This window comes from Agrobacterium sp. MA01, from assembly GCF_009650195.1.
GTDB lineage: Bacteria > Pseudomonadota > Alphaproteobacteria > Rhizobiales > Rhizobiaceae > Allorhizobium.
In genome coordinates, this window is record NZ_CP045854.1 from 4,568,992 (window position 1) to 4,593,875 (window position 24,884).

Sequence of the window (24,884 nt, forward strand, 5' to 3'; positions counted from 1 at the left end):
ACTGAATCCTCTTTGGAAGTTCGAGGCTTGTGCCAGTTGTTCAACTGGATGCAACCTGAAACCTATCTGAAGATGCAGATGTTCCGCAAATGTTCTTGCGTACTCCCTCGTCTTATGCGAGATTGTTCTCGTCGCTACACGCAATATGAAGTTGCAGCGGTGACTTCAGGTCGATCGACGAGGGCGGGCAATGGTAGCGCGTGTCAGTACGGTTGCATTCCAGGGCATCGAGGGTGTGCCTGTCGAAGTTCAGGTCATGGTCGCGCCCGGCAAGACGGGCATGCAGATCGTCGGTCTGCCGGACAAGGCGGTGGCCGAAAGCCGCGAACGGGTCCAGGCGGCCTTGCATGCGTCGGGACTGGCGCTTCCTGCCAAGCGGGTGACGGTCAATCTCGCGCCAGCCGATTTGCCGAAAGAGGGCTCTCACTTTGATTTGCCGATCGCCCTCGGCCTGATGGCGGCGCTCGGCGCCATCCCGGGTGATGCGCTCCAGGGCTTTCTGGTGATCGGAGAACTCAATCTTGACGGCACGATCGCCTCGATCGCGGGGGCTTTGCCCGCGGCGATCAGCGCCAATGCCATGGACAAGGGCCTGATCTGCCCGGCCGACAGCGGCGCGGAAGCCGCCTGGGCCGGCAGCGAGATCGATATACTCGCCCCGCGCAGCCTGATCGCGCTGGCCAATCATTTCAGGGGCACGCAGGTGCTCTCCCGGCCGGAACCATCGATCCGGGCACCCGCGGCCAACCTGCCGGATCTCGCCGACATCAAGGGCCAGGAAAGCGCCAAGCGCGCGTTGGAGGTCGCCGCCGCCGGCGGGCATAATCTGCTTTTCGTCGGCCCGCCCGGCTCGGGCAAGTCGATGCTCGCTGCCCGCCTGCCCTCGATCCTGCCGCCACTCTCGGCGGCTGAGCTGCTCGAAGTCTCGATGATCCATTCGATCGCCGGGCAGCTTTCGGGAGGCAAGCTCTCCGATCGCCGGCCATTCCGCACGCCGCATCACTCCGCCACCATGGCGGCTCTGGTCGGCGGCGGGTTGAAGGCCAAGCCCGGCGAGGCGTCGCTTGCCCATCATGGCATTCTCTTCCTCGACGAACTGCCGGAATTCGCGCCGCCGGTGCTCGATGCGCTCCGCCAGCCGCTCGAGACCGGCGAATGCATCATCGCCCGCGCCAACCACCGGGTCTCCTACCCCTCCGACTTTCAGCTGGTGGCGGCCATGAATCCCTGCCGTTGCGGCATGGCGGGCGAGCCTGGCCATGTCTGCGCGCGCGGCATCCGCTGCCAGACCGAATATCAGGGCCGCATCTCGGGGCCGCTGATGGACCGTATCGACATTCGCATCGATGTGCCCGCCGTCTCGGCCACGGACCTGATCCGGCCCCGTGCGGCCGAAAGCAGTGCGGAGGTCGCAAAACGCGTGGCCTCGGCCCGCGCCCGTCAGCGGGATCGTTTCGAGCGCCTTGGTCTGCCGTTCAGCACCAATGCCCGTTGCTCGACGGCGCTGATCGAGACCTTGGCTGAACCGGATGCCTCCGGGCTGCAGCTCTTGCGTGATGCCGCCGAGAAATTTCGGTTTTCGGCGCGCGGTTATCACCGGGTGTTGAAGGTGGCGCGGACCCTCGCTGATCTCGATGGGGTGGAAACCCTGGGGCGTATCCATCTGGCCGAGGCGATCTCGTACCGCATCGCCTCCGAGCGGCTGGCAGCGGCCGCGTGACCGGCGGCCTGTCGGAGGAAGGGATAGGAGGAACGGGGCAGGAAGAGGAAGAGTGGATCAGGCCGGCACGGCCGTCGGGCGGAGCATGTCGACGGGAAGCGTGAGGCGCACCTCGGCTCCGGTCTCGGGATAGGCGATCTCCGTGTGGCCGCGCACGCCAGCGATGACGCGTTTCATGAGGGTGGAGCCGAAACCGCCCGATCCCGGCTGTGGCGTAAGGGGTGGCGGACCGCCGCTTTCACTCCAGCGCATGACGAGTTGCTCGGTTCCGTCTTGGTCGGTCTCGATGTCCCAGATCAGGGATACCTGGCCATGGCCGACACTGAGGGCGCCGTATTTTGCGGCATTGGTGCCGAGCTCATGCAGGATCAGACTGAGCACGACGACGGTCTGGCCGCCGATCGGGACGCGCGGACCATGCGCTGTGAAGCGGGGTGTGCCGACGATGGCGAAGGGTTCGAGCGCCTGGAAGATGACGCTTTGCAGCGAGGCGTCCTCGCCTTCGCGAAGACCCCGCAGCAGGAGGTTGGAGCGGCCGAGCGCAGTCAGTCGGTCGCGCAGCCGCGCGGCCAGCTCGTCGGCGCTTGAGGCATTCTTAAGGGAAAGGCTGCTGATCGCATTGATGGTGGCGAAGATGTTCTTGAGGCGATGGTCCAGTTCCTGGGCCATGACCTCCTGCTGCTCGGCCAGCCGCTGAACCTCCTCGCGTGTGCCGATCTCCTGACGATAGGCCTGTTTCATCATGTAGATCAGCGTCAGGTCGGTGGCGACGACGAAAAGGTAGAGCCCCATGGCGAGCAAGGTGCCAAGCGAGAAGTCGAAGCGCCCTGGGCTGATGAAGAAGTACCAGGCCGCAAGGCCGGAGAGCGTGGCGACGATCAGGCCCTGCCGGACGCCGAAGACGAAACCGCAGATGATCACTGCGGGAAAGAAGGTGAGGAACGGGAAGCCTGCGGGTAGCACGGGGTCGAACCAGGCGCGGATCGCCAGTGCCATTGCGAAGACGATGAGGCTCGCGACATAGGTCGCGATCAAGCTGCTCGTCGACAGTCGCTCTTGAACGGAGGCAAACGCAGGCAGGCGGTGAAATAATGCACGCATGGGGGCCCTTCAGGACTGCAGTCGACCTGTCGTGAGCTACTCTAACCGGGGAATGGGACGGCTGCAATCGAGGGGTGAGGAGGCGCCGGCGGTTGCCCGGCGCCCCTTCGGTGGCTTACTCGCCGAGACCGGCAAAGAGCGCCGTCGACAGATAGCGCTCGGCAAAGGACGGAATGATGACGACGATCGTCTTGCCGGCATTTTCTTCACGCTGGCCAAGCTTGATCGCCGCCGTCAACGCAGCACCCGAGGAGATGCCGACCGGCACGCCTTCAAGGCGGGCAACGAGACGCGCATGCTCGAAGGCTTCGTCATTGGTCACGGTGATGACCTCGTCATAGACATGGGTATCCAGGATGGCGGGCGCAAAGCCAGCGCCGATCCCTTGGATCTTGTGCGGGCCGGGATTGCCGCCGGAGAGAACCGGGCTGTCGGCCGGCTCGACGGCGACGACCTTGATCTCGGGCTTGCGGCTCTTCAGCACCTGGCCGGTGCCGGTAATGGTGCCGCCTGTGCCGATGCCGGAGACGAGGAAGTCGATCTGGCCGTCGGTGTCGTTCCAGATTTCCTCGGCTGTCGTCTTGCGATGGATTTCCGGATTGGCGGGGTTCTCGAACTGCTGCGGGATGATCGAGTCCTGCGTCGTCTCGGCCAGTTCCTGTGCCTTGGCAATGGCGCCCTTCATGCCCTTTGCGCCCTCGGTCAGGACGAGTTCGGCGCCGAGCAGGGCCAGCATCTTGCGGCGTTCGATCGACATGGTCTCCGGCATGGTGAGGATCAGGCGATAACCCTTGGCGGCGGCTGCAAAGGCAAGCGCAATGCCGGTATTGCCCGAGGTCGGTTCGATGAGAACCGTCTTGCCGGGCACGATTTTGCCCTGGGCTTCCAGGCTCTCGATCATGGCAACGCCGATACGATCCTTGACGGAGGCGATCGGGTTGAAGAATTCGAGCTTGGCGAGCAGATGCGCCTTCACGCCCTTTTCCTTGGCGAGCTTGTCGAGCCTGACGATCGGGGTGTCGCCGATCGTCTCGGTGATCGAGCCATAGACGCGTCCGCGGCCGGGTTTCTTCTGCTCAGTCATCGGTGTCTCCCTTATGATTTGGTTGACGCGAGCTTACGCCCGCCGACCGGTCCTTGCCAGCATAGCCATGCCGCGGCGAGCTTGATCCGTGGAAAAATCTGCTCCGTGGGCCCGGTCGCATTCGTCTCCTGGTGAGAAAAGCGCCTGCCGCCTGTTTGTTTCATGCCGCGTGCCGATCAGGCCGCGCGCGCCGTGATATAGGCGGCGGTGCCGGCAAGGATGCCGGCAGCACTTCGGTTCAGGACTTTCAGCGCTTCCGGACGCTTCATGAGCCCGCGCGCCTGGGCCGCGAGCAGGATATAGGGCAGAAGCACCGCCATCAGCACGACGAAGGTCAGGCCGACGAGCAGGATGTAGTCGGCAAGTCCGATCGCCTCGAGCGGGATCAGCGTCGGGACAAGAGCGACGTAGAACAGCATGGTCTTCGGATTGCCCAGCGTCACCAGAAGGCCTGAGAGGAAGGACATGGACGGGCGCATGGCGCGCTCTGCCTTGATGTCCTGCGGCAAAAGACCTGATGTCCAGAGCTTCCAGGCGACATAGACGAGGTAGGCGGCACCCAGGAATTTCAGGATCAGGAAGGGCGTCACGAAGGTTTTCGCCAAGACGGAGAGCCCGAGGATGACGGCGGTCAGATAGACGAGATCGCCGAGGATGAGCCCGAGCCCCATGAAGAAGGTCGGGCGAAATCCGGACCCCAGCGCCCGCGCGACGATCGCGGTCATGCCGGGTCCCGGGATGGCGGCGGCAATGAACAGCGCGCCGCAATAAGCGATGATGGTCGTCAGTGTCATGGAGGTCTTCCGCTCACAAGCCGTTCTATTAAATTTGAGAGGGATAGGAAAGCGCCTGGATTACAGCTCTTGCGCAAGATCCACGGCGATACACGCGGCACAAACCCTGGCGCCGGATGTCGCCTGCGACATCGTCGGCGTGGCCGTAGCATGGCGGCCGCCGTCGTCGCGATCGTGCGTTTCCGGCGGACTTGTCTCGATGACACGATCTCGTTTGCGGTCGCTGGCGGACACGCATAGTCATGTAGAACATTTCGGAGAACGCCCCTGTGCCCAGCGCCGCCATGCTGCTTGCCTTTGCCCTGATCTGCCTTGGCATGGTGCTGACACCGGGGCCGAACATGATCTATCTCGTCTCGCGCTCGATCTGTCAGGGGCCGATGGCGGGCCTCGTTTCGCTGGCGGGAGTGGCCCTCGGCTTCGTCGTTTATGTGCTGCTGACGGCGCCTGGGCTCACGGTCCTGCTGTTCGCAGTCCCCTTCGCCTATGACCTGCTCAAACTTGCCGGTGCTTTCTATCTGGCCTGGCTGGCCTGGCAGGCGCTGAAGCCCGGCGGCCGCTCGCCCTTCCAGGTCCGCGACCTGCCCGCCGACAGCAATCGAAAGCTCTTCCTGATGGGCTTCGTCACCAGCCTGCTGAACCCGAAAGTCGCCGTGCTCTATCTCTCGCTGCTGCCGCAATTTATCGATCCCGCTGGTGGCAGCGTGTTGATCCAGTCCCTGGCGCTCGGCTTCACCCAGGTGGTGATCAGCGTCACGGTCAATGGTTTGATCGCGCTCTCTGCCGGCTCCATCGCCCTCTTCCTGGCCGGTCGCCCCCTCTGGATGGTCGTCCAGCGCTGGCTCATGGGCACGGTGCTCGCGGCTCTCGCCATCCGCATGGTCACGGAAGCGCAGCGTTGACGATCAGAACATCGGCCGCATGAAGCTGCGTTCGTAACGCAGGATGCAACGGGTCTCCTCGGCATAGGCGAAGGCCGCCTGGCACTCGGCATCTGCCGCCATCGCCGCGCGGTAGGCCTCATAGGCCGCGAGCGACGGAAAGCTGAACAGCGCAAGCGCGATGTCGTTTGCCCCTTCATGCGGCAGGAAATAGCCGTGATGGTTGCCGCCGAGCCGATTGACCAGCGGGATCCAGAGGGCCGCATAGTGCTCGAACTCCTTGAGCTTGTAGGGATCGATCTCATAACGCAGGCTGCAGGTGATCATGTCAGGCCTTTCGGGTTCCGGGTAGAAGATGTCGTGGCGTGAGGTTGAGGGTTGTGCCCACGGCGGCAAGCAGGATCGCCGCGCCGCCCAGCGCCTGTCCGGGCGTCAGCACATGGCCATAGGCCAGGATATCCACCAGGATGGCGACGACAGGGTAGAGGAAGGAGAGCGTGCCCGTCAGCACGACCGGGAGCTTCTGGATCGCCGAATAGAGGAAGGCATACATCACCCCGGTGTGCACAACCCCGATGGTCGCCACCATGGCCCAGCTCTGCGGCGAGCTCGGCAGGGCATTGAAATCGGCGAGGGGCGCAAGGATGACGATACCGGTAAGAACCTGGACAAGGGCGATGACATAAGGCGACGTGCTGCGCAGCCGCCGGGTGACAAAGGCGGCCACCGCATAGCAGAAGGCGGCCGCAAGCGCGAGCAGGATGCCTGTGAGATATCCCTGGCCCGCATGACCGCTGAGGGATGTTCCGCTCACTGTCATCGCCAGCATTCCGGCAAAGGCCAGACCCATCCAGCCGAGTTTGGCGGCGCCCACGCGGTCCCCGAGGAACAGCGCACCAAGCCCGACGAGCATGAAGGGCTGAAAATTGTAGACGATCGTGGTCACCGAGATCGAGGCCAGCGGATAGGCCGAAAACAACAGCAGCCAGTTCATCACCAGCGCCACACCGCCACCGGCCGCGATCAGGATACGCCTCGCATCGAGGCCCGAACTGGAAAAGGCCCTCAGGTGAAAGCAGAGCAAGGCGAGAACCGGAGCGCCGATCAGGCAGCGGAAGAAGACCACGTTGTAGGGGCTTTGGCCCGATTGCAGCACGAACCAGCCGATCGTGCCGGACATGACCATCGCAAAGGTCATGTCTAAGATTCCGCGCTTCGTAACATGGTTCATGGTCGATCTCCGAGTTTTCCGCAGTCTATGCCTGGAAAGTCGGGATTTCCTTTGCGCAAATTAGGTGTAGTATCGCATCTGCGGAATTATGCGCAGGAGATCGGCGATGAATCCTAATTTTCCTCAAGTGCCGGATACGGCAGACCGCAAAATCGTTGACGCCCTCGCGCACGATGCTCGGCTGTCGCTGAAAGAACTGGCAGCACGCGCCGGTCTTTCGTCACCCGCCTGTTCCGAGCGTCTGCGCCGTCTGGAAGAGCGTGGCGTTCTCTTAGGCTATGCCGCAGACGTGTCTCTCGATGCTCTCGGCTATCCGTTGCAGGCCATCATGCGCGTGCGTCCGCTGCCGGGCATGCTGCATATCGTCGAGAAGATCATTCTGGAAACGCCAGAGATCATCGAGTGTGACAAGATTACCGGTGACGACTGCTTTGTGTGCCGCGTGGCCGTGCGCAACATGGCCGATCTCGACCGGGTCCACGACCGGATCACCGAGAAGGCGCAGACCAATACCGCAATGGTCAAGTCCACGCCCCTCAAGCGGCGCCTGCCGCCGGTCCTGTGATAAGCACTAGAAATCAGCCATCGGCGACAACATGCTGGGAGTCGGGATGTCGGATGGCTGAAGCCCGCTGACCATCAGGGCGCACGACCCGTCATACGGTCTGGCGCTCCCGCTCCATTCGAGACGGTCGGTCGGGAAGAATACCTCGATGCGGTCGTGCGGAACACTCAATGCGCCGCGGATCTCTGACATCGACGGTATCTGGCGGGCGACGATATCGAGCATTTGCAATGTGCCGCGACGGAGCTTCCAGGCAAGGATGGCGTCGAAGCCGGGCAAGTAGCTGAGCCTGATCTCCGGGGTGAGGGCGGCATTGAGCAGAAACATTTCGGACTGGCGCACAACGGAAAGCTGACGAGCGACAGGCTCCCGATCGGCGAGGATCCTCAAGACAAGCGCAACATCGTCCTGGTTTTCCAAGTCGATTTCCCGCGCCTCGGCGTCCGCAGGCACCGTTTGTGTGACCTCGCCGCAGAAGCAGAATTGCGGCACAACTCGAAAACCATAGTCGTGATAGAGTTCCGGCTTGTCGGTTAGAAGAAAACCAGCCTCGAAGCCCTGTTTGTCGGCCCAGGCAAAGGCGCGCTGCATCAGATCGCGATAGAGCCCTTGTCCACGAAACGCAGGGAGAACGGCACCCGATTGAAACCCTGCCGCCTCGATGACACGCCCTTTTATGAAAAGCGGTATGGAAAACACTGAGAAATTGGCAACGCAACGGCCAGCGCCGTCGAAATAGCCAAAGGGCATCGAGGACGGATCTGGCCCGCCGAAGCGGCTCTGCAGCCCGATGTCAATGCCGAACACGTCCTGCAGCAGGTCCGCGAGCGCTCGGAAGGCGTTCGGATCTTCGAAATAGCCTTCCCTGAGCGTCAGCGTTTCCAGCATTGGATTCCTACACCCCCGTCGATCCGAACCCGCCGGCACCGCGCGCCGTGTCGCTCGTCTCGGTCACTTCGGCCACGCGCACCTGCGTCACCGGTGCGATCACCATCTGGGCGATGCGCATGCCGCGGGTGATGACGAAATTCTCCTGGCCGAGATTGATCAGCAGCACCTTCACCTCGCCGCGATAGTCGCTGTCAATCGTGCCGGGTGTGTTGAGGCATGTCACGCCGTTCTTGAAGGCGAGACCCGAGCGTGGGCGGATCTGGGCTTCGAAACCTTCAGGGATTTCCATGATGAAGCCGGTGGGCACCAGCGCCCGCGCGCCCGGGGCAAGCGTCAGCGGCTCTCCATCGGACACCGCTGCCCTCAGATCCATTCCCGCCGCTCCTGCCGTTTCATAGGCGGGCAGATCAAGCCCTTGCCCATGCGGCAGACGCCTGAGGTTGAGCACGGGGCCGAGGATGTCGGTGCGGATGGCAGCCATCGCGAGATTCCTTTGTTTGTCGCGCTCAATTGCATATTGGCCGTCGAAACGCTAGATAACCGCCCGACCAGAAGGACTCCTGAGATATGGCTGAAACGCTCGCCGAGGCGGTCTCCCGCCGCCGCACCTTTGCTATTATCGCGCACCCGGATGCGGGTAAGACGACGCTGACCGAAAAGCTGCTGTTGTTCGGCGGCGCCATTCAGCTTGCCGGTGAAGTCAAGGCGAAGAAGGATCGCATCCAGACCCGGTCGGACTGGATGAAGATCGAACGCGAGCGCGGCATTTCGGTCGTGACCTCGGTCATGACCTTCGAATATGAAGGCCATGTCTTCAACATTCTCGATACGCCTGGCCACGAAGACTTCGCCGACGACACCTATCGCACGCTGACGGCAGTCGATGCGGCCGTCATGGTCATCGACGCCGCCAAGGGTATCGAGCCGCGGACCTTGAAGCTGTTCGAGGTCTGCCGCATGCGCGACATTCCGATCATCACCTTCATCAATAAGATGGACCGCGAAAGCCGCGACCCCTTCGAGATCCTCGACGAGGTCGAAGAGAAGCTGGCGCTGGACACGGCACCGATCACCTGGCCAGTCGGCCGTTCCAAGACCTTCTGCGGCTCCTATAATCTGGCCAACAACACCTATCGGGGCGGCGATGCCCAGGTCGAGCCGCTCAAGGTCAACGGTCCGCAGAGCGTGGCGGAGAACCTGCCCGAAAACGAGCGCCAGACCTTCATCGACGAGCTCGAACTTGCCCGCGAAGCCTGCCGGCCCTTCGATCGCCAGAGCTTCCTCGAAGGCCATATGACGCCTGTCTTCTTCGGCTCGGCACTGCGCAACTTCGGTGTCCGCGACCTCATTAATGCGCTGGGTGCCTATGCGCCCCCGCCGCGCGACCAGGTGGCTGACACCCGCACGGTGCATGCCGCCGAAGACAAGATGACCGCCTTCGTCTTCAAGATCCAGGCCAACATGGACCCGAACCACCGCGACCGCATCGCTTTTGCCCGCATCTGCTCCGGCAAGCTCGAGCGCGGCATGAAGGCGCGCCTGGCCCGCACCGGCAAGCAGATGGGCCTGACGGCGCCGCAGTTCTTCTTCGCCTCGCAGCGTCAGCTGGCGGATACGGCCTATGCCGGTGACGTCGTCGGCATCCCCAACCACGGGACGCTGCGCATTGGCGACACGCTGACCGAAGGCGAAAACCTCGTCTTCCAGGGCGTGCCGAACTTCTCGCCGGAAATCCTGCGCCGTGTGCGTCTGGAAGATGCAATGAAGGCGAAGAAGCTGAAGGAAGCCCTGCAGCAGATGGCGGAAGAGGGCGTGGTGCAGCTCTTTTCGCCGGAAGACGGCTCGCCGGCCATCGTCGGCGTCGTCGGTGCACTGCAGCTCGACGTCCTGAAGGAGCGACTGCAGGGCGAATACGGCCTGCCGGTGTCCTTCGAAATGTCCCGCTTCTCCGTCTGCCGCTGGATCTCGGCCGAGAACAAGGACGATCTGGAAAAGTTCATGACCCAGCGCCGTGGCGATATCTGCCGGGATCTCGACGGCGACCCGGTCTTCATGGCGCAGGACCAGTTCTCGCTGCGCTACGAGTCCGAACGTTACCCCGCGATCAAGATGGTCGCCATCAAGGAGTATCACGTCGCCAAGGCGGCGTGAGTTTGGTCGAGGGCGGTGACGGAATTCCCGTCGCCGCCGGGTCGGCTTATTCTGCCGCCTTGATCCTCAGTCCCCGGGACGCGACGAACTCCACCCTAAGTTTCTCATAACTCGCAATCGTCGGATGGGACGTCTCCAGCGGATGCGCGTGCGTCGCCGTGATCACGGCGACATCTGCCCCTGCCGCTTCTCCGGCTCTGACGCCGGCCAGCACATCCTCAAACACCAGGCAGCGCGATGCGGCGAAACCGAGCCGCTCTGCACCGAGCCGGTAGCCGGCCGGATCAGGCTTGCCGATCTTCACGTCTTCCGCCGTCACGATCTGCAGCGGCTGTGGCAGGCCGGCGGCCCCGATGCGGGCGCGGGCAAGGGCTGATGGAGCCGAGGTCACGATCGCCCAGCGTTCGGCGGGCAAGCTTTTCAGAAAGTCGATGGCGCCGGGGATCGGCACGATACCGTCGAGATCCTCGATCTCGCCGCGCTCGACCTCGAGCGCCTCCTTCACCACATCGATGCCGGGCAGGTTCAGGGCGCTGATCGTGTCGATCCCGCGCTTGCCATGCATGGTGGGCAGGAAGGTTTCGAGATCCAGACCGTGCTTCAGTGCCCAACGGCTCCAGACCCGCTCGGCAGCAGCGATGGAATTGAGCAGCGTTCCGTCCATGTCGAAGAGAAAGCCATCATAGGAGCGGTCGAAAAGCCGGTCTGGCGCGTGATGCAAGGCAATCTCCTCGGGTCGGGTGGACTTCCCCGCCTCCCTAGCCGCTCTGCTCCTCGGCTGCAAACGCTGAATGGGAATGACGAGAGACCCAGGTGACAGGAACGATGCTGTCGCATAGTCTGGCGCCTGAGAGACAGGGGCGTCTGGCGCAAGCCGGGCTGAGAAGCACCCTTTGAACCTGAACCAGATCATGCTGGCGGAGGGAGTCGCTCGGGTGTCGCGCAAGATATATCCGCGCTGTGCCCGCTGCGTCTCCGCCGCCTCGGGAGACGCAGACATGAGATCATCCACCATCCGCAACGTCCTGACCATCGCCGGCTCCGACCCTTCCGGTGGGGCGGGCATCCAGGCCGATCTCAAGGCCTTTTCGGCCCGCAGTTGCTACGGAATGGCTGCTATCACGGCGCTGACGGCGCAAAACACGCAAGGCGTCTCCGCCGTGGTGCCGCTCAATCCCGAATTCGTGGCCGAGCAGATCCGCATGGTCTTTGCCGATGTGCACGTCGATGCCGTGAAGATCGGGATGATCGCCAATGCCGGGATCGCAAGGGCTGTCGCCGAGGCGCTGAAACCCCATCGCGGCATTCCCGTCGTTCTCGATCCCGTCATGATCGCCAAGGGCGGTGCCTCCCTGCTTGATCCGGATGCGGTTGAAGCACTGACGTCTGACCTCTTGCCGCTCGCCACGCTCCTGACGCCGAACCTGCCGGAGGCTGCAGCCCTGCTCGGCGATCCCGAGGCTGTCGACCGCCGGATCATGGAATCCCAGGCCATCAGGCTGACAGCACTGGGACCTCAGGCTGTGCTGCTCAAGGGTGGCCATCTAACGGGCCTGGAAAGCCCGGATGTCCTAATTGCCGCTGGTCAGGTGACCTGGTTCGAGGCGGATCGGATCGCAACGCGCAATACCCATGGCACCGGCTGTTCGCTGTCGAGTGCGCTCGCTGCCGAATTGGCAAAGGGGCTTGGACCGCAAGAGGCCGTACGTGTCGCCAAGGCCTGGCTGGCGGAGGCCGTGCGGAGTTCTGGCCAGTTGTCGGTTGGCTCAGGACACGGGCCTGTGCATCACTTCCACGCGCTCTGGCAGGATTAGTCGTCCCCGTCCTCCGGAGGCTCCTGAAGGACGAAGACGAAGGGCAAGGCTGATTTGCCGAATGACTGATGTGTTGGCGCGAGCGCTCGTCGCTGATCGACGCAGCCGAGGCGCAAACCGATCTCGCCGTCGGCGCTTTCGCGCCAGAGCGGCGAACCGCAGTTGCCGCAGAAAAACTGATCGCTCGGCCGGCCGCTGTCGCCCATTTTCCGGTAACGCTTGGCCTCGCCGGTCAGAAGCTGAAATCGACCTGGAAGAGAAGCAACTGTGACCCTGTAAGCTGAGCCCGTCAGCCGCTGGCAATCCGTGCAATGGCATATGCCGACGGCCTGTGGATCGACCTCGGCTTTATAGCGAACTTCGCCGCATTGGCATGCCCCGGTTACGCGGATCTCGGTCTCCGGCAAAAGAAAACCCGGCGCTGGAGACGCCGGGTTGAAGTGAACTTGACTGCGTGGAGTTAATGATCGGCCTTGATAAAGGTTCCGTTCTGCAGCTCCTTCATCGCCTGCATCAGTTCCTCGCGGGTGTTCATCACGATCGGACCATGCCAGGCAACCGGCTCCTTGATCGGCTTGCCGGTGACCAGCAGGAAGCGGATGCCCTGTTCGCCGGCCTGTACGGTGATCTCGTCACCGGTGTCGAAAACGACAAGCGTCCGGTTGCCGGAAAGGTCGCGGATGTTCAGCTCTTCGCCCATATATTCCTTCTCGACCTTGACGCCGAAGGGCTTGGACGCATCCCGGAACGAGCCGGAGCCAGCGAAGATATAGGCGAATGCCGAGCGATAGGTATCGACCGGGAATGTCTTGCGCTTGCCCGGCGGCACCGAGATGTCGAGATAGACGGGCTCGGCGGCGATGCCGTCGACCGGACCGCTCTTGCCCCAGAAGTCGCCACAGATGACGCGCACCGACGTGCCGTCATCATCGATGACAACGGGGATCTCGGGTGATTTGATGTCCTGATAGCGCGGCTTGGTCATCTTCAGCGACGAGGGCAGGTTGGCCCAGAGCTGGAAGCCGTGCATGCGCCCGGCGAAGTCGCCTTTCGGCATTTCCTGGTGCAGGATCCCGCTGCCCGCCGTCATCCACTGCAGGTCGCCCGCGCCCAGCATGCCCTGATTGCCCAGGCTGTCGCCATGCTCGACGGTGCCGGCCAGCACATAGGTGATCGTCTCGATGCCGCGATGCGGATGCCAGGGGAAGCCGCGGACGTAGTCCATCGGCTCGTCATTGCGGAAATCGTCCATCATCAGGAAGGGGTCGGTCATCGAAGGATCGCCGAAGCCGAAGACGCGGTGCAGCTTGACGCCGGCGCCTTCCATGGTCGGCGTGGCGCGGCTCTCATGCTTGACGGGGCGAATGGACATTCGGGGATCTCCTCGGGGAAACGGGCTCGTTGCTTGGGGAGCAATATAGGCGAGAGGACCATCGCACGCAGGCCCGCCGGGCAGAACGCAGTGTTCACTTTTGTGCCAGTCGACAGGAGGAAGAATGTTGCGCTGCACGACAAAAATTTGTCATGAAGGAAGCCATGTTTGCAAATCATTAGTCTATCGGGCGAAGACTACCAAGGATTCGCAGTCGGTCGATGGACCTGGGGCAGAATTCATATGTGTCGTTGGGCAGCTTACCGCGGTGTTCCGATCTTCCTCGAGGAGCTCGTGACCTCGCCTGCGCATTCCCTTATCGAGCAATCGCATTGCGCAACGCGCGCCAAGACCGCCACCAACGGCGATGGCTTCGGTCTCGCCTGGTATGGTGACCGCCCCGAGCCTGGCCGCTTCCGCGATGTGCTTCCCGCCTGGTCCGACTGCAATCTGAAGAGCCTCGCAAGCCAGATCCGCTCCCCGCTGTTTCTCGCCCATGTCCGCGCTGCTACCCATGGCGCCACTCGCCGCGACAACTGTCACCCCTTCGTTCAGGGGAACTGGTCCTTCATGCACAACGGCCAGATCGACAATTTCGATCGCATCCGCCGGCCCATGGAAGGCATGCTGGACGACGAGCATTTCCACGCGCGCGTCGGCACGACCGACAGCGAGTTGCTGTTCCTGCTCGCCCTTCAGTTCGGATTGCGTGAGCGCCCTATCGCGGCCATGAGCGAGGCCGTCGGCTTCGTCGAGCAGATCAGCCTGCATCTGACCGGCACCGCCCGCATCCGCATGACGGCTGCCTTTTCCGATGGCAAGACGCTCTATGCCGTGCGCTACTCGACGGACGAATATGCTCCAACGTTGTTTGCAGCGCCCATGGGGCCGAAGGGCAGCTTCTGTCTCGTGTCGGAGCCGCTGAACGACGAGACGGATACCTGGGTGGAAATTCCCGCAGGCAGTGCCGTGATCCTCAGCGAAAACGGTCTGGATGCCGCCGAGTTCAAGCCTGACGTCGAGCGCACACGGGTCGAGCAGATCCGTCAGCCGGCGATGGCTGCGGTCTGATCACAGCTTTACTCGACGATGCCGAGTTCGGCGCGCAGCTTGCGGGTCAGCGACGCACTGATCGTGCGATAGGAGCGGGTGAGATATTCCATAAGGTCGGCTTCGCCGAGCTCGCTGTCTGGTTCGACGCTGACCCATTTGCGCTTGGCGAAATAGGGCGCCTGTGACACGCCTCTGAGCGATGTCAGGATCTCGAAGCTTTCTTCGCTGACCTTGAACGTCAACCGGCTTTCACTGTTGGTGAGCAGCGCAAAGACCTTGTCTCCGACCTTGGCGACACGGCTGTCCCATTGGTCGACTTGCGTGGTGCCGGCGAAACCTTGGACAAAGGCGTCGAACCCGGCGCGCGTAAAGAGGCTCATGCGCCGGTCCCGCCGATCTGGGTCGCGATCCAGAGTGCCAGCCGTTCCGCCACTTCGTCTTTCGAGAGATCAGGCCAGGCTTCGACCCCGTCGCGGGAAATCAGCTTCACCCGGTTGCGATCGCCCCCCATGATGCCGGTCTCGGGCGAGACATCATTGGCGACGATCAGGTCGGCGCCCTTGCGCTCAAGCTTGGAGCGGCCGTTTTCCTCGACATTCTGGGTCTCTGCGGCAAAGCCGACAACGAGCCGTGGGCGCTGAGGATGATGGCCGACGGTCTTGAGGATGTCAGGGTTTTCCGTGAGTTCGAGCGGCGGCGGCGCCTCGCCGGGCTGCTTCTTGATCTTCTGCTCCGCCGAGGACGCAACACGCCAGTCGGCGACGGCGGCAACCATGACCGCGATGTCGGCCGGAAGCGCCGAAAGCACGGCATCGCGCATCTCCTCGGCCCGCTCCACATGCCGCGTCTGAACGCCCGCGGGATCGGCAATGGTTACGGGGCCGGATACCAGGGTAACCTCGGCGCCCAGGCGGGCAAGGGCAGCCGCAATCGCGTGGCCCTGCTTGCCCGAGGAGCGATTGGCGATGTAGCGCACGGGATCGATCGGTTCATGCGTCGGGCCCGAGGTCACGACGGCTGTCATGCCCGCAAGCGGTTTCGGCCCGGAGAGCATGTCTTCGACACGGTCCGCGATGTCGATCGGCTCGGCCATGCGCCCGCGTCCGCGCTCGCCGCTTTCCGCCATCTCGCCTTCCATCGGGCCGATGGCCTTGATGCCGTCACGTTGCAGTGTGGCGTAGTTCCGCTGTGTTGCCGGATGCGCCCACATCTTCGGGTTCATGGCAGGTGCAATCAGCACGGGACGGTCGGTCGCAAGCAGCACTGTGGATGCAAGATCATCCGCAAGCCCGTTCGCCATCTTCGCCATCAAATCGGCGGTCGCGGGCGCGACAAGCACGAGATCGCATTCGCGCGCCAGCCGGATATGGCCAACATCCTGCTCGTCTTCGCGGGAGAAGAGTTCGGTATAGACATGGGAGGCCGAGAGAGCGCCAACAGCAAGCGGCGTGACGAACTCCTGGGCGCCACGCGTCATGATGGGCCGCACGCTCGCACCGCGCTCCCTGAGCCTCCTGATGAGGTCGAGGCTCTTGTAGGCGGCTATGCCGCCCGCGATAACAAGCAAAATCCGCTTTCCGACCAAGCTCATGGAATGCAACCCTTTCTCTGCGGTCGCGACCCTAGCGCAATTCCGGTCGCTGGCAAATCGTGGAGACTGGGACTGGTAAACGGCGTGGCTCAAGCTCCGCTGTCGAGCTTGAGCGGGACTTCCGCAACGGTGCCTCGGGTGCCTTCGAGATAACGCAGACCGTCTCCCAGCGTCGAGGCCATGGATTTGACGATCCGGCTCCCGAGGCCGGTTCCCTTGGGCGCGCTCTGAGGATCAATGCCGACCCCGTCGTCCTCGACCCGGAGCAGCGCCTCGCCGTTGCCCATCGTTTTCAGATGCACCCTGATGTCACCCGGCTGGCCGGTCGCATAGGCGTATTTGAAGGCGTTGGTCACGAGTTCGGTGACGATCATGCCGACCGAAACCGCCTTGTCGGCGCTGAGAGATATGGGATCGGCATCGAGCAGCAGGCGCACCGGCTTTTCGGCGCTGTGCAGGGAATTGTAGAGCTCGACGGTGAGACGGTTGAGGTAACGATCAAGCTCCACCCGGCTGACGTCGTCGGAGGTGTAGAGACTGCGGTGCATGCCGGCGATGGCTGTGATGCGCGCCTGGGTTTCGGCCAGTTCCGCCTTCACTTCATCGCTGCGGGCCGCCGAGATCTGCAGCCTGAGCAGGCTGGCGACCAGCGCCAGCGAGTTGGCGACGCGATGGTTGACCTCGGCCAGCAGCGCCTCGGCACGTTCCTTACCAAGTCTGATCTCTTCATCGGCGCGGGCCTTCGCTGCACGCAGCTGGGCGTTGGCGACCGTCTGCTCGATCGCGCTCGACAAGAGTGACAGGAAGTCGTCGCTGACTGTCTTGATCACGTAGTCCGCAGCACCCGCCTTGATCGCCTCGATAGCGACCTGCGCCTCGTTGGACCCGGTGACATAGACCACCGGCACATCGATCTCGGCATCGCGCATGCGGCCGAGCACGTCGTGGCCGGTCGTCTGGCGCAGGTAATGATCGAGCACGACGACGTCGAATGCGGCCGTCTTCAGGAGTTCAAGCGCGTCTTCGGCGTTCTCGGCATGCGACACCTCATGACCAAGCCGTCCCATATGCCTCTGGACCAGCCGGGCAATGGCAGCATCGTCATCGATGTAGAGAACGCTGAAGCTCATCGCCTGCCCGCCATCAGGGGATTTGCATGACGGAGAAGAACAGTCCGAGCTGGCGAATGGCGTTGGCGAAATTGTCGTAATCGACAGGTTTGGTAATATAGACATTGGCCCCGAGATCGTAGCAGCGCTGGATTTCGCGTTCGTCATCCGTCGTCGTGAGGATGACGACCGGGAGCCGTCGCGTGTGCGGATTGGATTTAATCTGGTCGAGAATATCGGTGCCCGACATGTCGGGCAGATTGAGGTCGAGCAGGATCAACAGGTAGCGGTCTTCTGAAATCTTGCCGCTACGATCCTTGCCCAGCACATAGTCCAGCGCTTCGGTGCCGTTGGTGAAGGGCACGATCTCGTTGTTCACGCCGGCCCGACGCACGTTCTTTTCGATCAGACGGGCGTGACCCTCGTCGTCTTCGACCATGACAATGGTGACTTCTTTACCCACGGCTTTCATTATCAACTCCGTACCAAGCGTGACAGATCAGATGGCAGTCGCAGTACGAAGGTTGACCCTTCTCCTAAACGGGATTGAACGGTGATCTCCCCCCCAAGGTTCCGTGCCAGTGAGCGGACATGGGCAAGGCCGATGCCTTCACCCGATTGATCCTGCTGACCGGCGCGGCGGAAAAGTTCGAAAATGCGTTCGTGGTCCTGCTCTGCAACGCCACGGCCGTTGTCCTGCACCTCGATCCTTACCATGTGACGCCCTTCGGGCGCGGTTCGGACGGCGAGCGTCAGGGGCCGTTGGGGATGCTTGTATTTGATAGCATTATCGAAAAGGTTACCAAGAATTTGTTCGACCGACAATCGATCGGTGTTCAGGCGGGTGGCCTTGATGTCGATATCGATGCTGCCGTCGCTTTCGCTGATCTGGTGATAGACGCTGTTGGTGATGGTCTCCAGCAGGGGCTGCAGTTCGACGATTTCGGGCTTGAGCTGGCGTCGCCCGTCGCGCGAGATCTTCAGGATCGCGTTGATCAGTCCATCCATTTTCTTTGTCGACGAGCGGATGAAGCCGATGGCTTCGGGCAGGTCTTCCGACGCAGCCAGTCTGGCCTCGCGGATCTCCTCTTCGGACACCGGCTTGCCGTCGTTCAGGACATAGGCCTGCAGGGATTTCAGCGAGGCGTCGAGCTCTGCGGTAAAGCCCATGATGTTCACGAGCGGTGCCCTCAGGTCATGGGTGACGATATAGGCGAAGCGCTGGATCTCCTGGTTTGCCTGCATCAGGTCCTCGGTGCGCTCCGCAACACGGGCTTCCAGGCCCTCGTTCAACACCTCGACCTCCCGCCTGGAAGCTGCAAGCGCACGCACATGCTGCGCAACGACCAGGATCGCACCACCCATCACGGCTATGATGGCGATGCCGCCGCCGACCGTGATCCACTGAAGCTGCTGGGTCGCACTGATCTGCGCCTCGGTTCCCCGGTCGACATTCGCGTCCGAAAGTTCCTTGAACTGATCGAGCATGGAGCGGATGTCGTCCATAAGCTCACGACCGACATCGCTCTGGATCAATTCGACGGCCTGAGCCTGCTCGCCGCTGCGCATGAGATTGATGGCCTGCCCCATCTCGGCGAGCTTTCCCCGGATCCGGTCGCGCAACCGGTCCATCTGGGCTGCCTTGACCGGGCGATCGGCAACCGCTGTCGCCAGTCGGTCGACCTCTTCCCGGATCGCGCCGACGGCGGACTCGTAAGGTTCAAGAAATAGCTCGTCCTGCGTGATAACAAAACCACGTTGGCCGGTCTCGGCGTCGGTTAGCTTCTGCATGAGGTCGGCGGCAATGCGCCGGATGTTACGCTCCTGCAGGATATATTCGAAGGTCGCCTGGGTGCGCTCGACGAGACCAAAGGTCGCGACGATAATGCCGATGAGGATTGCGGTGCCAATCAGGAGAAAGAGCAGCGTGGACCGAACGAAGCCGGTTTGGTTGGCAGACATGTCACTCCTGACGGAACATAAAGCGCGTTAGGTGGTTCCAACGCACGATCGATATGTTTGTTCCATCAAAAAATCGCGGACTCGCGATTTATCTTCGTCCGTCGTTGCCGTCAGGACACCTGGAAAGCGGTCACCACAGCTGCGACCGCGATCACCCAGAGCGCGATCCGACCAGACCGCGTATGTCGCGCTTCTGCCCGTCCGATGCGCTCGGCCGTGTCCGCATCGAAACGCAGACCTTCCTCGCTCATCCGCACGATCTCGCCATGAAGCTTCTCGGTCTTGCTGGCGATTTCTGGCAGAGCTTCGGCCAGCCTGAGTGCTGCCTTGGCGCCGTCCTTGAGATCGGTCGCAATCCGCTTCGGACCCAGATTGTCGCGGATCCAATTTGAGACGACCGGCTCTGCGGCTTTCCACATGTTGAAGCGCGGATTGAGAATGCGCGAGACGCCCTCGACGACGACCATGGTCTTTTGCAGCATCACCAGTTCAGGGCGTGTCTGCATGTCGAAGATCTCGGTGACTTCGAACAATAGCGTCAGCAGCTTACCCATCGAGATGGTCTCGGCCGGCTGCCCGTGGATCGGCTCTCCGATGGCGCGGATCGCCTGGGCGAAGCTCGCGACATTGTGGTGCGACGGAACGTAGCCGGCTTCGAAATGCACTTCTGCCACGCGCATGTAGTCGCGCGTGATGAAGCCGTAGAGGATCTCGGCGAGGAAGCGGCGTTCCTTTTTGCCAAGTCGTCCGGCAATGCCCATGTCGACGGCGACGATCATGCCGGCGGGATCGACGAAGAGATTGCCCGGATGCATGTCGGCGTGGAAAAAGCCGTCGCGCAACGTATGGCGCAGGAAGGACTGGATCAGCGTGTCGGCGAGCGCGTTGAGGTCATGACCGGCGGCCCTCAAGCCCTCGACATCGGACATCTTGACGCCGTCGATCCATTCCATGGTGACGACGTCGCGGCCCGTGCGTTCCCAGTCGACTTCGGGCACGCGAAAGCCCGGGTCGTCCTTGGTGTTTTCCGCAATCTCGGACAGGGCCGCAGCCTCAAGGCGCAGATCCATCTCGACCTTGGTGGTCTGCTCCAGCGTCTTCGTCACCTCGACGGGCCGCAGGCGCCGCGTATGCGGCAGGAAACGTTCCTGGAGATGCGAGACGAGATACATGGCCTCGAGATCGGCCGCAAACCGCTTGCGCACGCCCGGACGGATCACCTTGACGGCAACCTTCCGCGAGCCCTCGGGCGTTGCGACCTGGGCCGGGTGCACCTGGGCGATCGAGGCGGCGGCGATCGGTTCACCGAAATGCGTGTAAAGCTCTTCGATGGAGCGGCCGAGCGATTCCTGAATGGTCGTCTTCGAGGCTTGCGTCGGGAAGAAATCCATCCGGTCCTGCAGCCCGGCAAGATCCTCTGCAAATTCAGCGCCAACGACATCCGGACGGGTGGCGAGAAACTGGCCGATCTTCACATAGGACGGGCCGAGGCGTGCAACGGCCCTGGCGAGACGATCCGACCGCTCGACCGATTTCGCCCGGCCACGCGCGAGCGGCGCGACGGCCGCCTTGGCGATCCCGACGAGCGGCGGCAGTCCTTCCGACGGAAGGGCCGCGACCACCCCTTCGCGCACCAGCACCCACCCAACCCGCGCCAGGCGGAAATATGCCCCGATCGTGCTCATGCGCCTCAGATCTTCCAGCCGGAATGGAGCGCCGCGATGCCGCCGGTGTAATTGGTGAAGCGGACGTTGGAGAAACCGGCGCGCTCGATCATCCGGGCAAAATCCGGCTGATTGGGGAATTTGCGGATCGACTCGACGAGATACTGATAGGGTTCGGCATCGCCGGTGATCATTTTGCCGAAGCGCGGGATCGCATTGAACGACCAGGCATCATAGACCTTGTCGAGCAGCGGCAGTTCCACCTCGGAAAACTCCAGCACGAGCAGACGTCCGCCGCGCTTCAGAACGCGGAAGGCCTCCGACAACGCCACATCGATATGCGGCACATTGCGGATGCCGAACGCGATCGTATAGGCGTCGAAGCTGTTGTCCTCGAAGGGCAGGCTTTCCGCATTTGCCTCGACAAAGGTGAGGTTGGGGGAAAGTCCCTTCTTCTCCGCCCGCTCGGCACCCACGCCGAGCATGGAGCCGTTGATGTCGAGCACGGTCGCATGCGCCATCCGGTTGGAGGCCTCGACGATACGGAAGGCGATGTCGCCCGTGCCGCCGGCGACGTCGAGCACCTTATAGTTCTGATCCTTGCGCGGATTGAGAGCCGCCACCATCGCATCCTTCCAGACACGGTGGAGGCCGGCTGACATGACGTCGTTCATGATGTCGTAGCGCTTGGCCACCTTGTGGAAGACATCGTTGACCAGGTCCTGCTTTTCCTGCTCGTCGACCTGGCGGAACCCGTAGGAGGTTTCCATGCCGCCATCGGCGGAAATGCGGCTTGCAGTCATCGGTTCACTCCACATATCGGAACGGTCGGCGGACCATAGCGAAAAGGCCTGTCTCGCGCTATCTGCGTGGGAGAAGCCTTGGCTTCGCTGGTCTATAGACCTTTAAAGAAGCGGTTCAAACAGAAAGATGGGCGGAAATGCCGGAATTGCCAGAGGTTGAGACAGTCAGACGCGGCCTTGCGCCCGCCATGGAAGGCGCCAATCTGCAGCGCCTGGAGCTGCGCAGGCCGGATCTGCGCTTTCCTCTCCCGCGCGATTTTGCCGCAAGGGTCGAAGGTCGGCGTATTCTCGCGCTGTCCCGTCGGGCGAAATACCTGCTCGTCGACCTTGAGGAGGATCTGACCGTCATCGCGCATCTCGGCATGTCCGGCTCGTTCCGTATCGAAGCGGCAGCCGAGGCAAACATCCCCGGCGTCTTCCACCACGAGCGCAGCAAGGATGAGAAGCACGACCACGTCGTCTTTCATCTGCAGCGTCCGGAGGGCCCTGTCCGCGTCGTCTATAATGACCCGCGTCGGTTCGGCTTCATGGAGCTGATGGCGCGTTCTGAACTCGATACCTATCCGGCATTTCGCGATCTCGGCCCCGAGCCGGTCGGCAATATCCTCTCCCCGGACTATCTGGCGACCCGTTTTGCAGGCCGCAGCCAGCCGCTGAAGGGGGCTCTGCTCGATCAGAAGGTGATTGCCGGCCTCGGCAACATCTATGTCTGTGAAGCGCTCTGGCGCTCGCATCTGTCGCCGACCCGCAAGGTTTCCACCCTGGTCACGGCGAAGGGAAAACCGAAGGCGGAACTTGAGCTGCTCACCCAGTCGATCCGCGAGGTCATTGCCGATGCGATCGAGGCAGGTGGTTCGTCGCTGCGCGACCATATCCAGGCGGATGGCACCTTGGGGTACTTCCAGCATTCCTTCCGCGCCTATGATCGAGAGGGCGAGCCCTGCCTCACGAATGGTTGCAGGGGTACCGTCGAAAGGATAGTTCAATCCGGCCGCTCGACATTCTATTGTCGCACCTGCCAGAAATGAGGCCTTCGGGTCGTGGAGGAGGAAGCCATGTCATTTGAAACCCTGCTGATCGAACGGCGCGACCGTGTTGCGCTGGTGACGCTCAACCGGCCCCAGGCACTGAATGCCCTGAACTCGACGGTCATGCGCGAGCTAAGCCAGCTTCTCGCCGAGCTGCAGGCCGACGCTACCGTCGGTGCTGTGGTGCTCACGGGCTCGGAAAAGGCCTTCGCTGCCGGTGCTGACATCAAGGAAATGCAGTCGCTTGGTTTCGTCGACACCTATACCGGTGACTTCATCGGCGGATGGGATCACATCGCCGGCTTCCGCAAGCCCTTCATCGCCGCCGTCTCCGGTTTTGCACTCGGTGGCGGCTGTGAGCTCGCCATGATGTGCGACTTCATCATCGCCTCGAAGACCGCAAAGTTCGGCCAGCCCGAGATCACCCTTGGCATCATTCCCGGCATGGGCGGCTCCCAGCGCCTGACCCGCGCCGTCGGCAAGGCCAAGGCCATGGATCTTTGTCTGACCGGCCGCATGATGGATGCCGCGGAAGCGGAAAGTGCCGGCCTGGTGGCGCGCGTCGTCGAGCCCGAGCGCCTGCTGGACGAGGCGCTGGAAGCGGCAGCCAAGATTGCCTCCTTCTCGCTGCCTTCAGTGATGATGGCGAAGGAGGCCGTGAACCGCGCCTTCGAGCAGACCCTGGGCGAAGGCTTGCGCTTCGAACGCCGGCTGTTTCATTCGCTGTTTGCGACGGAAGACCAAAAGGAGGGCATGGCGGCCTTCGTTGAGAAGCGGAAGCCCGCCTTCAAGCATAGATAAGCGCAAGGGAAGGCGCGTTATCTGCAGAATCCGCGTTGACGCATTCGCGCTTTCCCGCTATATGCCCGCCCACGGTTGGGAAAGCCGATGCGCTTTTCCCATGAAACAGCTCCCCAAGTGCTGGTATGGCAGGTCGCAACGACCCGACGCGGCGATGGTGGGCTTTGGTTTGAATTCGAGAGAGGCATCATGGCCAACACAACTTCGGCGAAGAAGGCGACCCGCAAGATCGCTGCCCGTACTGCAGTCAACAAGGCTCGTCGTTCGCGGGTCCGTGGTTTCATCCGCAAGGTCGAAGAAGCCATCGCTTCCGGCGACGCAGCTGTTGCCAAGGACGCCCTGCAGGCTGCTCAGCCTGAGATCCAGCGCGCTGCCACCAAGGGTGTGGTTCACGCCAACACCGCATCGCGGAAGATCTCGCGTCTGGCCGCTCGTGTGAAGGCCCTGGCTGTCTAATTTTAGACACCTTTCTGACATTTTTCGAAGAGCCTGGCGTTGCGCCGGGCTTTTTGTCGTTGTTGCTCTCGGTTATCGAAAATTGTTGTTTTAGAGTTTTCTGCTGCACTGCATATTGTCAGTCTGATGACATGAAAAACGCAATGATTTCATATGGTTCCGGGAGGTGCTTGTGGGCGGGCTGCCTTCACGCTGGGGCAGATTGGCCCCCTCATGAGTCAAGAGAAATTTTATTTTTTCGCATTGCCAGCGCCCTGTCTTGTGTCTGTTTGGGAATCTCCTTGATTCAAAAGCGATTCTTTTTCGCCCGAATGTGACGCGAAAATGAAGTACGAAGAGTCAATGGTCCAGGCGCCCGATAGCCTAAAAATCGGTGTTGATCTTGGCTTTTGATCCTGCCTTAATGTTTCTCAGCAAGAGGCCAGCCAATGGCCGAAAACGACGGTCCGGACGACAGCAATGTCATCGTGACAGGTCGCTCTTGCCGGGACGGAGTGTTTCCATTCCGTTTTCTCATAAAGTGATCGACGTTGCATCGGAAACTTAGCTGTTTCCGCGTGATGGCGGTTTTGCGCCTTGATGGTGGCTGATGGCCACGACAAGGACAAGGATGTGCGGGATGACGAGGATGTCGCACGTATGAGCACTGCCATTGTCGTGAGGGGGCGATGGCGCGTTGAGCTGACTTTTGGCTGAAGTCGGCGCGATGTGTTCGGGGACCATCGATCCCTCAAGGGATCGATTAGAGATGAAGCGGCTGTCGGGCGCAAATGGATACGCCCGGCACCTGGAATGAATTTGGAAGGCGGCAAA

At 62.1% G+C, this 24,884-nt stretch carries 26 protein-coding genes and 1 riboswitch; of the genes, 9 read left to right on the plus strand and 17 right to left on the minus strand.

Annotated features, from left to right (window positions below; translation table 11 throughout):
• The first annotated feature begins 190 nt into the window (after positions 1–190).
• On the plus strand, positions 191–1,720 hold the full coding sequence (locus GH983_RS21865) for a YifB family Mg chelatase-like AAA ATPase (RefSeq protein ID WP_153763499.1): 1,530 nt from the start codon (positions 191–193) through the stop codon (positions 1,718–1,720).
• Positions 1,721–1,777: 57 nt separating this feature from the next.
• Here the strand turns inward: GH983_RS21865 and GH983_RS21870 are convergent, their stop codons facing one another.
• The 3 genes from GH983_RS21870 to GH983_RS21880 form a co-directional block, all read right to left on the minus strand.
• Complete coding sequence (locus GH983_RS21870; protein ID WP_153763500.1) at positions 1,778–2,821, minus strand: HWE histidine kinase domain-containing protein; 1,044 nt, start codon at positions 2,819–2,821, stop codon at positions 1,778–1,780.
• A 115-nt stretch (positions 2,822–2,936) separates the two neighbouring features.
• A complete protein-coding gene (cysK, locus tag GH983_RS21875; RefSeq protein WP_153763501.1) occupies positions 2,937–3,905 on the minus strand; it encodes a cysteine synthase A in 969 nt (322 codons plus the stop codon).
• 176 nt (positions 3,906–4,081) lie between these two features.
• Positions 4,082–4,699: a LysE family translocator gene (locus tag GH983_RS21880; protein ID WP_069042480.1), complete on the minus strand. Its 618-nt coding sequence runs from the start codon at positions 4,697–4,699 to the stop codon at positions 4,082–4,084.
• A 284-nt stretch (positions 4,700–4,983) separates the two neighbouring features.
• On the opposite strand from GH983_RS21880, the gene GH983_RS21885 reads away from it, so the two are divergent.
• Entirely contained in the window at positions 4,984–5,601 is a 618-nt protein-coding gene (locus GH983_RS21885; RefSeq protein ID WP_153763667.1) for a LysE family translocator, read from the plus strand.
• Between the two features lie 3 nt (positions 5,602–5,604).
• Here the strand turns inward: GH983_RS21885 and GH983_RS21890 are convergent, their stop codons facing one another.
• Positions 5,605–5,907: an NIPSNAP family protein gene (locus GH983_RS21890; RefSeq protein ID WP_153763502.1), complete on the minus strand. Its 303-nt coding sequence runs from the start codon at positions 5,905–5,907 to the stop codon at positions 5,605–5,607.
• Between the two features lies 1 nt (position 5,908).
• Positions 5,909–6,811: a DMT family transporter gene (locus GH983_RS21895; RefSeq protein WP_153763503.1), complete on the minus strand. Its 903-nt coding sequence runs from the start codon at positions 6,809–6,811 to the stop codon at positions 5,909–5,911.
• A gap of 127 nt (positions 6,812–6,938) precedes the next feature.
• On the opposite strand from GH983_RS21895, the gene GH983_RS21900 reads away from it, so the two are divergent.
• On the plus strand, positions 6,939–7,376 hold the full coding sequence (locus tag GH983_RS21900) for an Lrp/AsnC family transcriptional regulator (protein ID WP_054151215.1): 438 nt from the start codon (positions 6,939–6,941) through the stop codon (positions 7,374–7,376).
• Between the two features lie 6 nt (positions 7,377–7,382).
• On the opposite strand, the gene GH983_RS21905 is transcribed toward GH983_RS21900, so the two are convergent.
• Positions 7,383–8,264 carry a GNAT family N-acetyltransferase gene (locus tag GH983_RS21905; protein ID WP_153763505.1) on the minus strand — a complete coding sequence of 294 codons (882 nt, stop codon included), beginning with the start codon at positions 8,262–8,264 and terminating at the stop codon, positions 7,383–7,385.
• A 7-nt stretch (positions 8,265–8,271) separates the two neighbouring features.
• Complete coding sequence (dut, locus tag GH983_RS21910) at positions 8,272–8,748, minus strand: dUTP diphosphatase (RefSeq protein WP_153763506.1); 477 nt, start codon at positions 8,746–8,748, stop codon at positions 8,272–8,274.
• Between the two features lie 86 nt (positions 8,749–8,834).
• Between dut and GH983_RS21915 the strand changes: the two genes are divergently transcribed.
• Positions 8,835–10,418, plus strand: coding sequence for a peptide chain release factor 3 (locus tag GH983_RS21915; protein ID WP_054151212.1), 1,584 nt, complete (start codon positions 8,835–8,837; stop codon positions 10,416–10,418).
• 46 nt (positions 10,419–10,464) lie between these two features.
• On the opposite strand, the gene GH983_RS21920 is transcribed toward GH983_RS21915, so the two are convergent.
• A complete protein-coding gene (locus GH983_RS21920; RefSeq protein ID WP_246727461.1) occupies positions 10,465–11,139 on the minus strand; it encodes an HAD-IA family hydrolase in 675 nt (224 codons plus the stop codon).
• 125 nt (positions 11,140–11,264) lie between these two features.
• Positions 11,265–11,361, plus strand: a riboswitch (TPP riboswitch).
• Between the two features lie 55 nt (positions 11,362–11,416).
• Between GH983_RS21920 and thiD the strand changes: the two genes are divergently transcribed.
• The gene (thiD, locus tag GH983_RS21925; RefSeq protein ID WP_153763507.1) at positions 11,417–12,232 is read left to right on the plus strand and encodes a bifunctional hydroxymethylpyrimidine kinase/phosphomethylpyrimidine kinase; all 816 of its coding nucleotides are present in this window, start codon (positions 11,417–11,419) and stop codon (positions 12,230–12,232) included.
• Here the strand turns inward: thiD and GH983_RS21930 are convergent.
• The gene (locus tag GH983_RS21930) at positions 12,229–12,624 is read right to left on the minus strand and encodes a GFA family protein (protein ID WP_153763669.1); all 396 of its coding nucleotides are present in this window, start codon (positions 12,622–12,624) and stop codon (positions 12,229–12,231) included. The two genes, thiD and GH983_RS21930, sit on opposite strands and share 4 nt — an antisense overlap.
• A gap of 68 nt (positions 12,625–12,692) precedes the next feature.
• A complete protein-coding gene (locus GH983_RS21935) occupies positions 12,693–13,604 on the minus strand; it encodes a pirin family protein (protein WP_006724991.1) in 912 nt (303 codons plus the stop codon).
• Between the two features lie 243 nt (positions 13,605–13,847).
• On the opposite strand from GH983_RS21935, the gene GH983_RS21940 reads away from it, so the two are divergent.
• Positions 13,848–14,675 carry a class II glutamine amidotransferase gene (locus tag GH983_RS21940; RefSeq protein ID WP_054151210.1) on the plus strand — a complete coding sequence of 276 codons (828 nt, stop codon included), beginning with the start codon at positions 13,848–13,850 and terminating at the stop codon, positions 14,673–14,675.
• Between the two features lie 8 nt (positions 14,676–14,683).
• Here the strand turns inward: GH983_RS21940 and GH983_RS21945 are convergent, their stop codons facing one another.
• The 7 genes from GH983_RS21945 to ubiE all read right to left on the minus strand — a co-directional run bounded on the left by GH983_RS21945 (position 14,684) and on the right by ubiE (position 21,786).
• Positions 14,684–15,037 carry an MmcQ/YjbR family DNA-binding protein gene (locus GH983_RS21945; RefSeq protein ID WP_153763508.1) on the minus strand — a complete coding sequence of 118 codons (354 nt, stop codon included), beginning with the start codon at positions 15,035–15,037 and terminating at the stop codon, positions 14,684–14,686.
• Positions 15,034–16,248, minus strand: a complete 1,215-nt coding sequence (gene coaBC / locus GH983_RS21950; RefSeq protein ID WP_153763509.1) for a bifunctional phosphopantothenoylcysteine decarboxylase/phosphopantothenate--cysteine ligase CoaBC — start codon at positions 16,246–16,248, stop codon at positions 15,034–15,036. The genes GH983_RS21945 and coaBC overlap by 4 nt, the downstream gene beginning before the upstream one ends.
• Before the next feature lie 89 nt (positions 16,249–16,337).
• The gene (locus tag GH983_RS21955; RefSeq protein ID WP_069042471.1) at positions 16,338–17,378 is read right to left on the minus strand and encodes a sensor histidine kinase; all 1,041 of its coding nucleotides are present in this window, start codon (positions 17,376–17,378) and stop codon (positions 16,338–16,340) included.
• Positions 17,379–17,391: 13 nt separating this feature from the next.
• Positions 17,392–17,829 carry a response regulator gene (locus GH983_RS21960; RefSeq protein ID WP_054151206.1) on the minus strand — a complete coding sequence of 146 codons (438 nt, stop codon included), beginning with the start codon at positions 17,827–17,829 and terminating at the stop codon, positions 17,392–17,394.
• Between the two features lie 2 nt (positions 17,830–17,831).
• A complete protein-coding gene (locus GH983_RS21965) occupies positions 17,832–19,319 on the minus strand; it encodes a CHASE3 domain-containing protein (protein WP_153763510.1) in 1,488 nt (495 codons plus the stop codon).
• Positions 19,320–19,429: 110 nt separating this feature from the next.
• Positions 19,430–21,004 carry a 2-polyprenylphenol 6-hydroxylase gene (gene ubiB, locus GH983_RS21970; protein WP_153763511.1) on the minus strand — a complete coding sequence of 525 codons (1,575 nt, stop codon included), beginning with the start codon at positions 21,002–21,004 and terminating at the stop codon, positions 19,430–19,432.
• 5 nt (positions 21,005–21,009) lie between these two features.
• The gene (gene ubiE / locus GH983_RS21975; protein WP_054151203.1) at positions 21,010–21,786 is read right to left on the minus strand and encodes a bifunctional demethylmenaquinone methyltransferase/2-methoxy-6-polyprenyl-1,4-benzoquinol methylase UbiE; all 777 of its coding nucleotides are present in this window, start codon (positions 21,784–21,786) and stop codon (positions 21,010–21,012) included.
• Between the two features lie 137 nt (positions 21,787–21,923).
• On the opposite strand from ubiE, the gene mutM reads away from it, so the two are divergent.
• The 3 genes from mutM to rpsT all read left to right on the plus strand — a co-directional run bounded on the left by mutM (position 21,924) and on the right by rpsT (position 24,071).
• On the plus strand, positions 21,924–22,814 hold the full coding sequence (mutM, locus tag GH983_RS21980; RefSeq protein ID WP_054151202.1) for a bifunctional DNA-formamidopyrimidine glycosylase/DNA-(apurinic or apyrimidinic site) lyase: 891 nt from the start codon (positions 21,924–21,926) through the stop codon (positions 22,812–22,814).
• 27 nt (positions 22,815–22,841) lie between these two features.
• Positions 22,842–23,615, plus strand: a complete 774-nt coding sequence (locus GH983_RS21985) for an enoyl-CoA hydratase (protein WP_054151201.1) — start codon at positions 22,842–22,844, stop codon at positions 23,613–23,615.
• 189 nt (positions 23,616–23,804) lie between these two features.
• A complete protein-coding gene (rpsT, locus tag GH983_RS21990) occupies positions 23,805–24,071 on the plus strand; it encodes a 30S ribosomal protein S20 (RefSeq protein ID WP_006724980.1) in 267 nt (88 codons plus the stop codon).
• Positions 24,072–24,884: the final 813 nt, after the last annotated feature.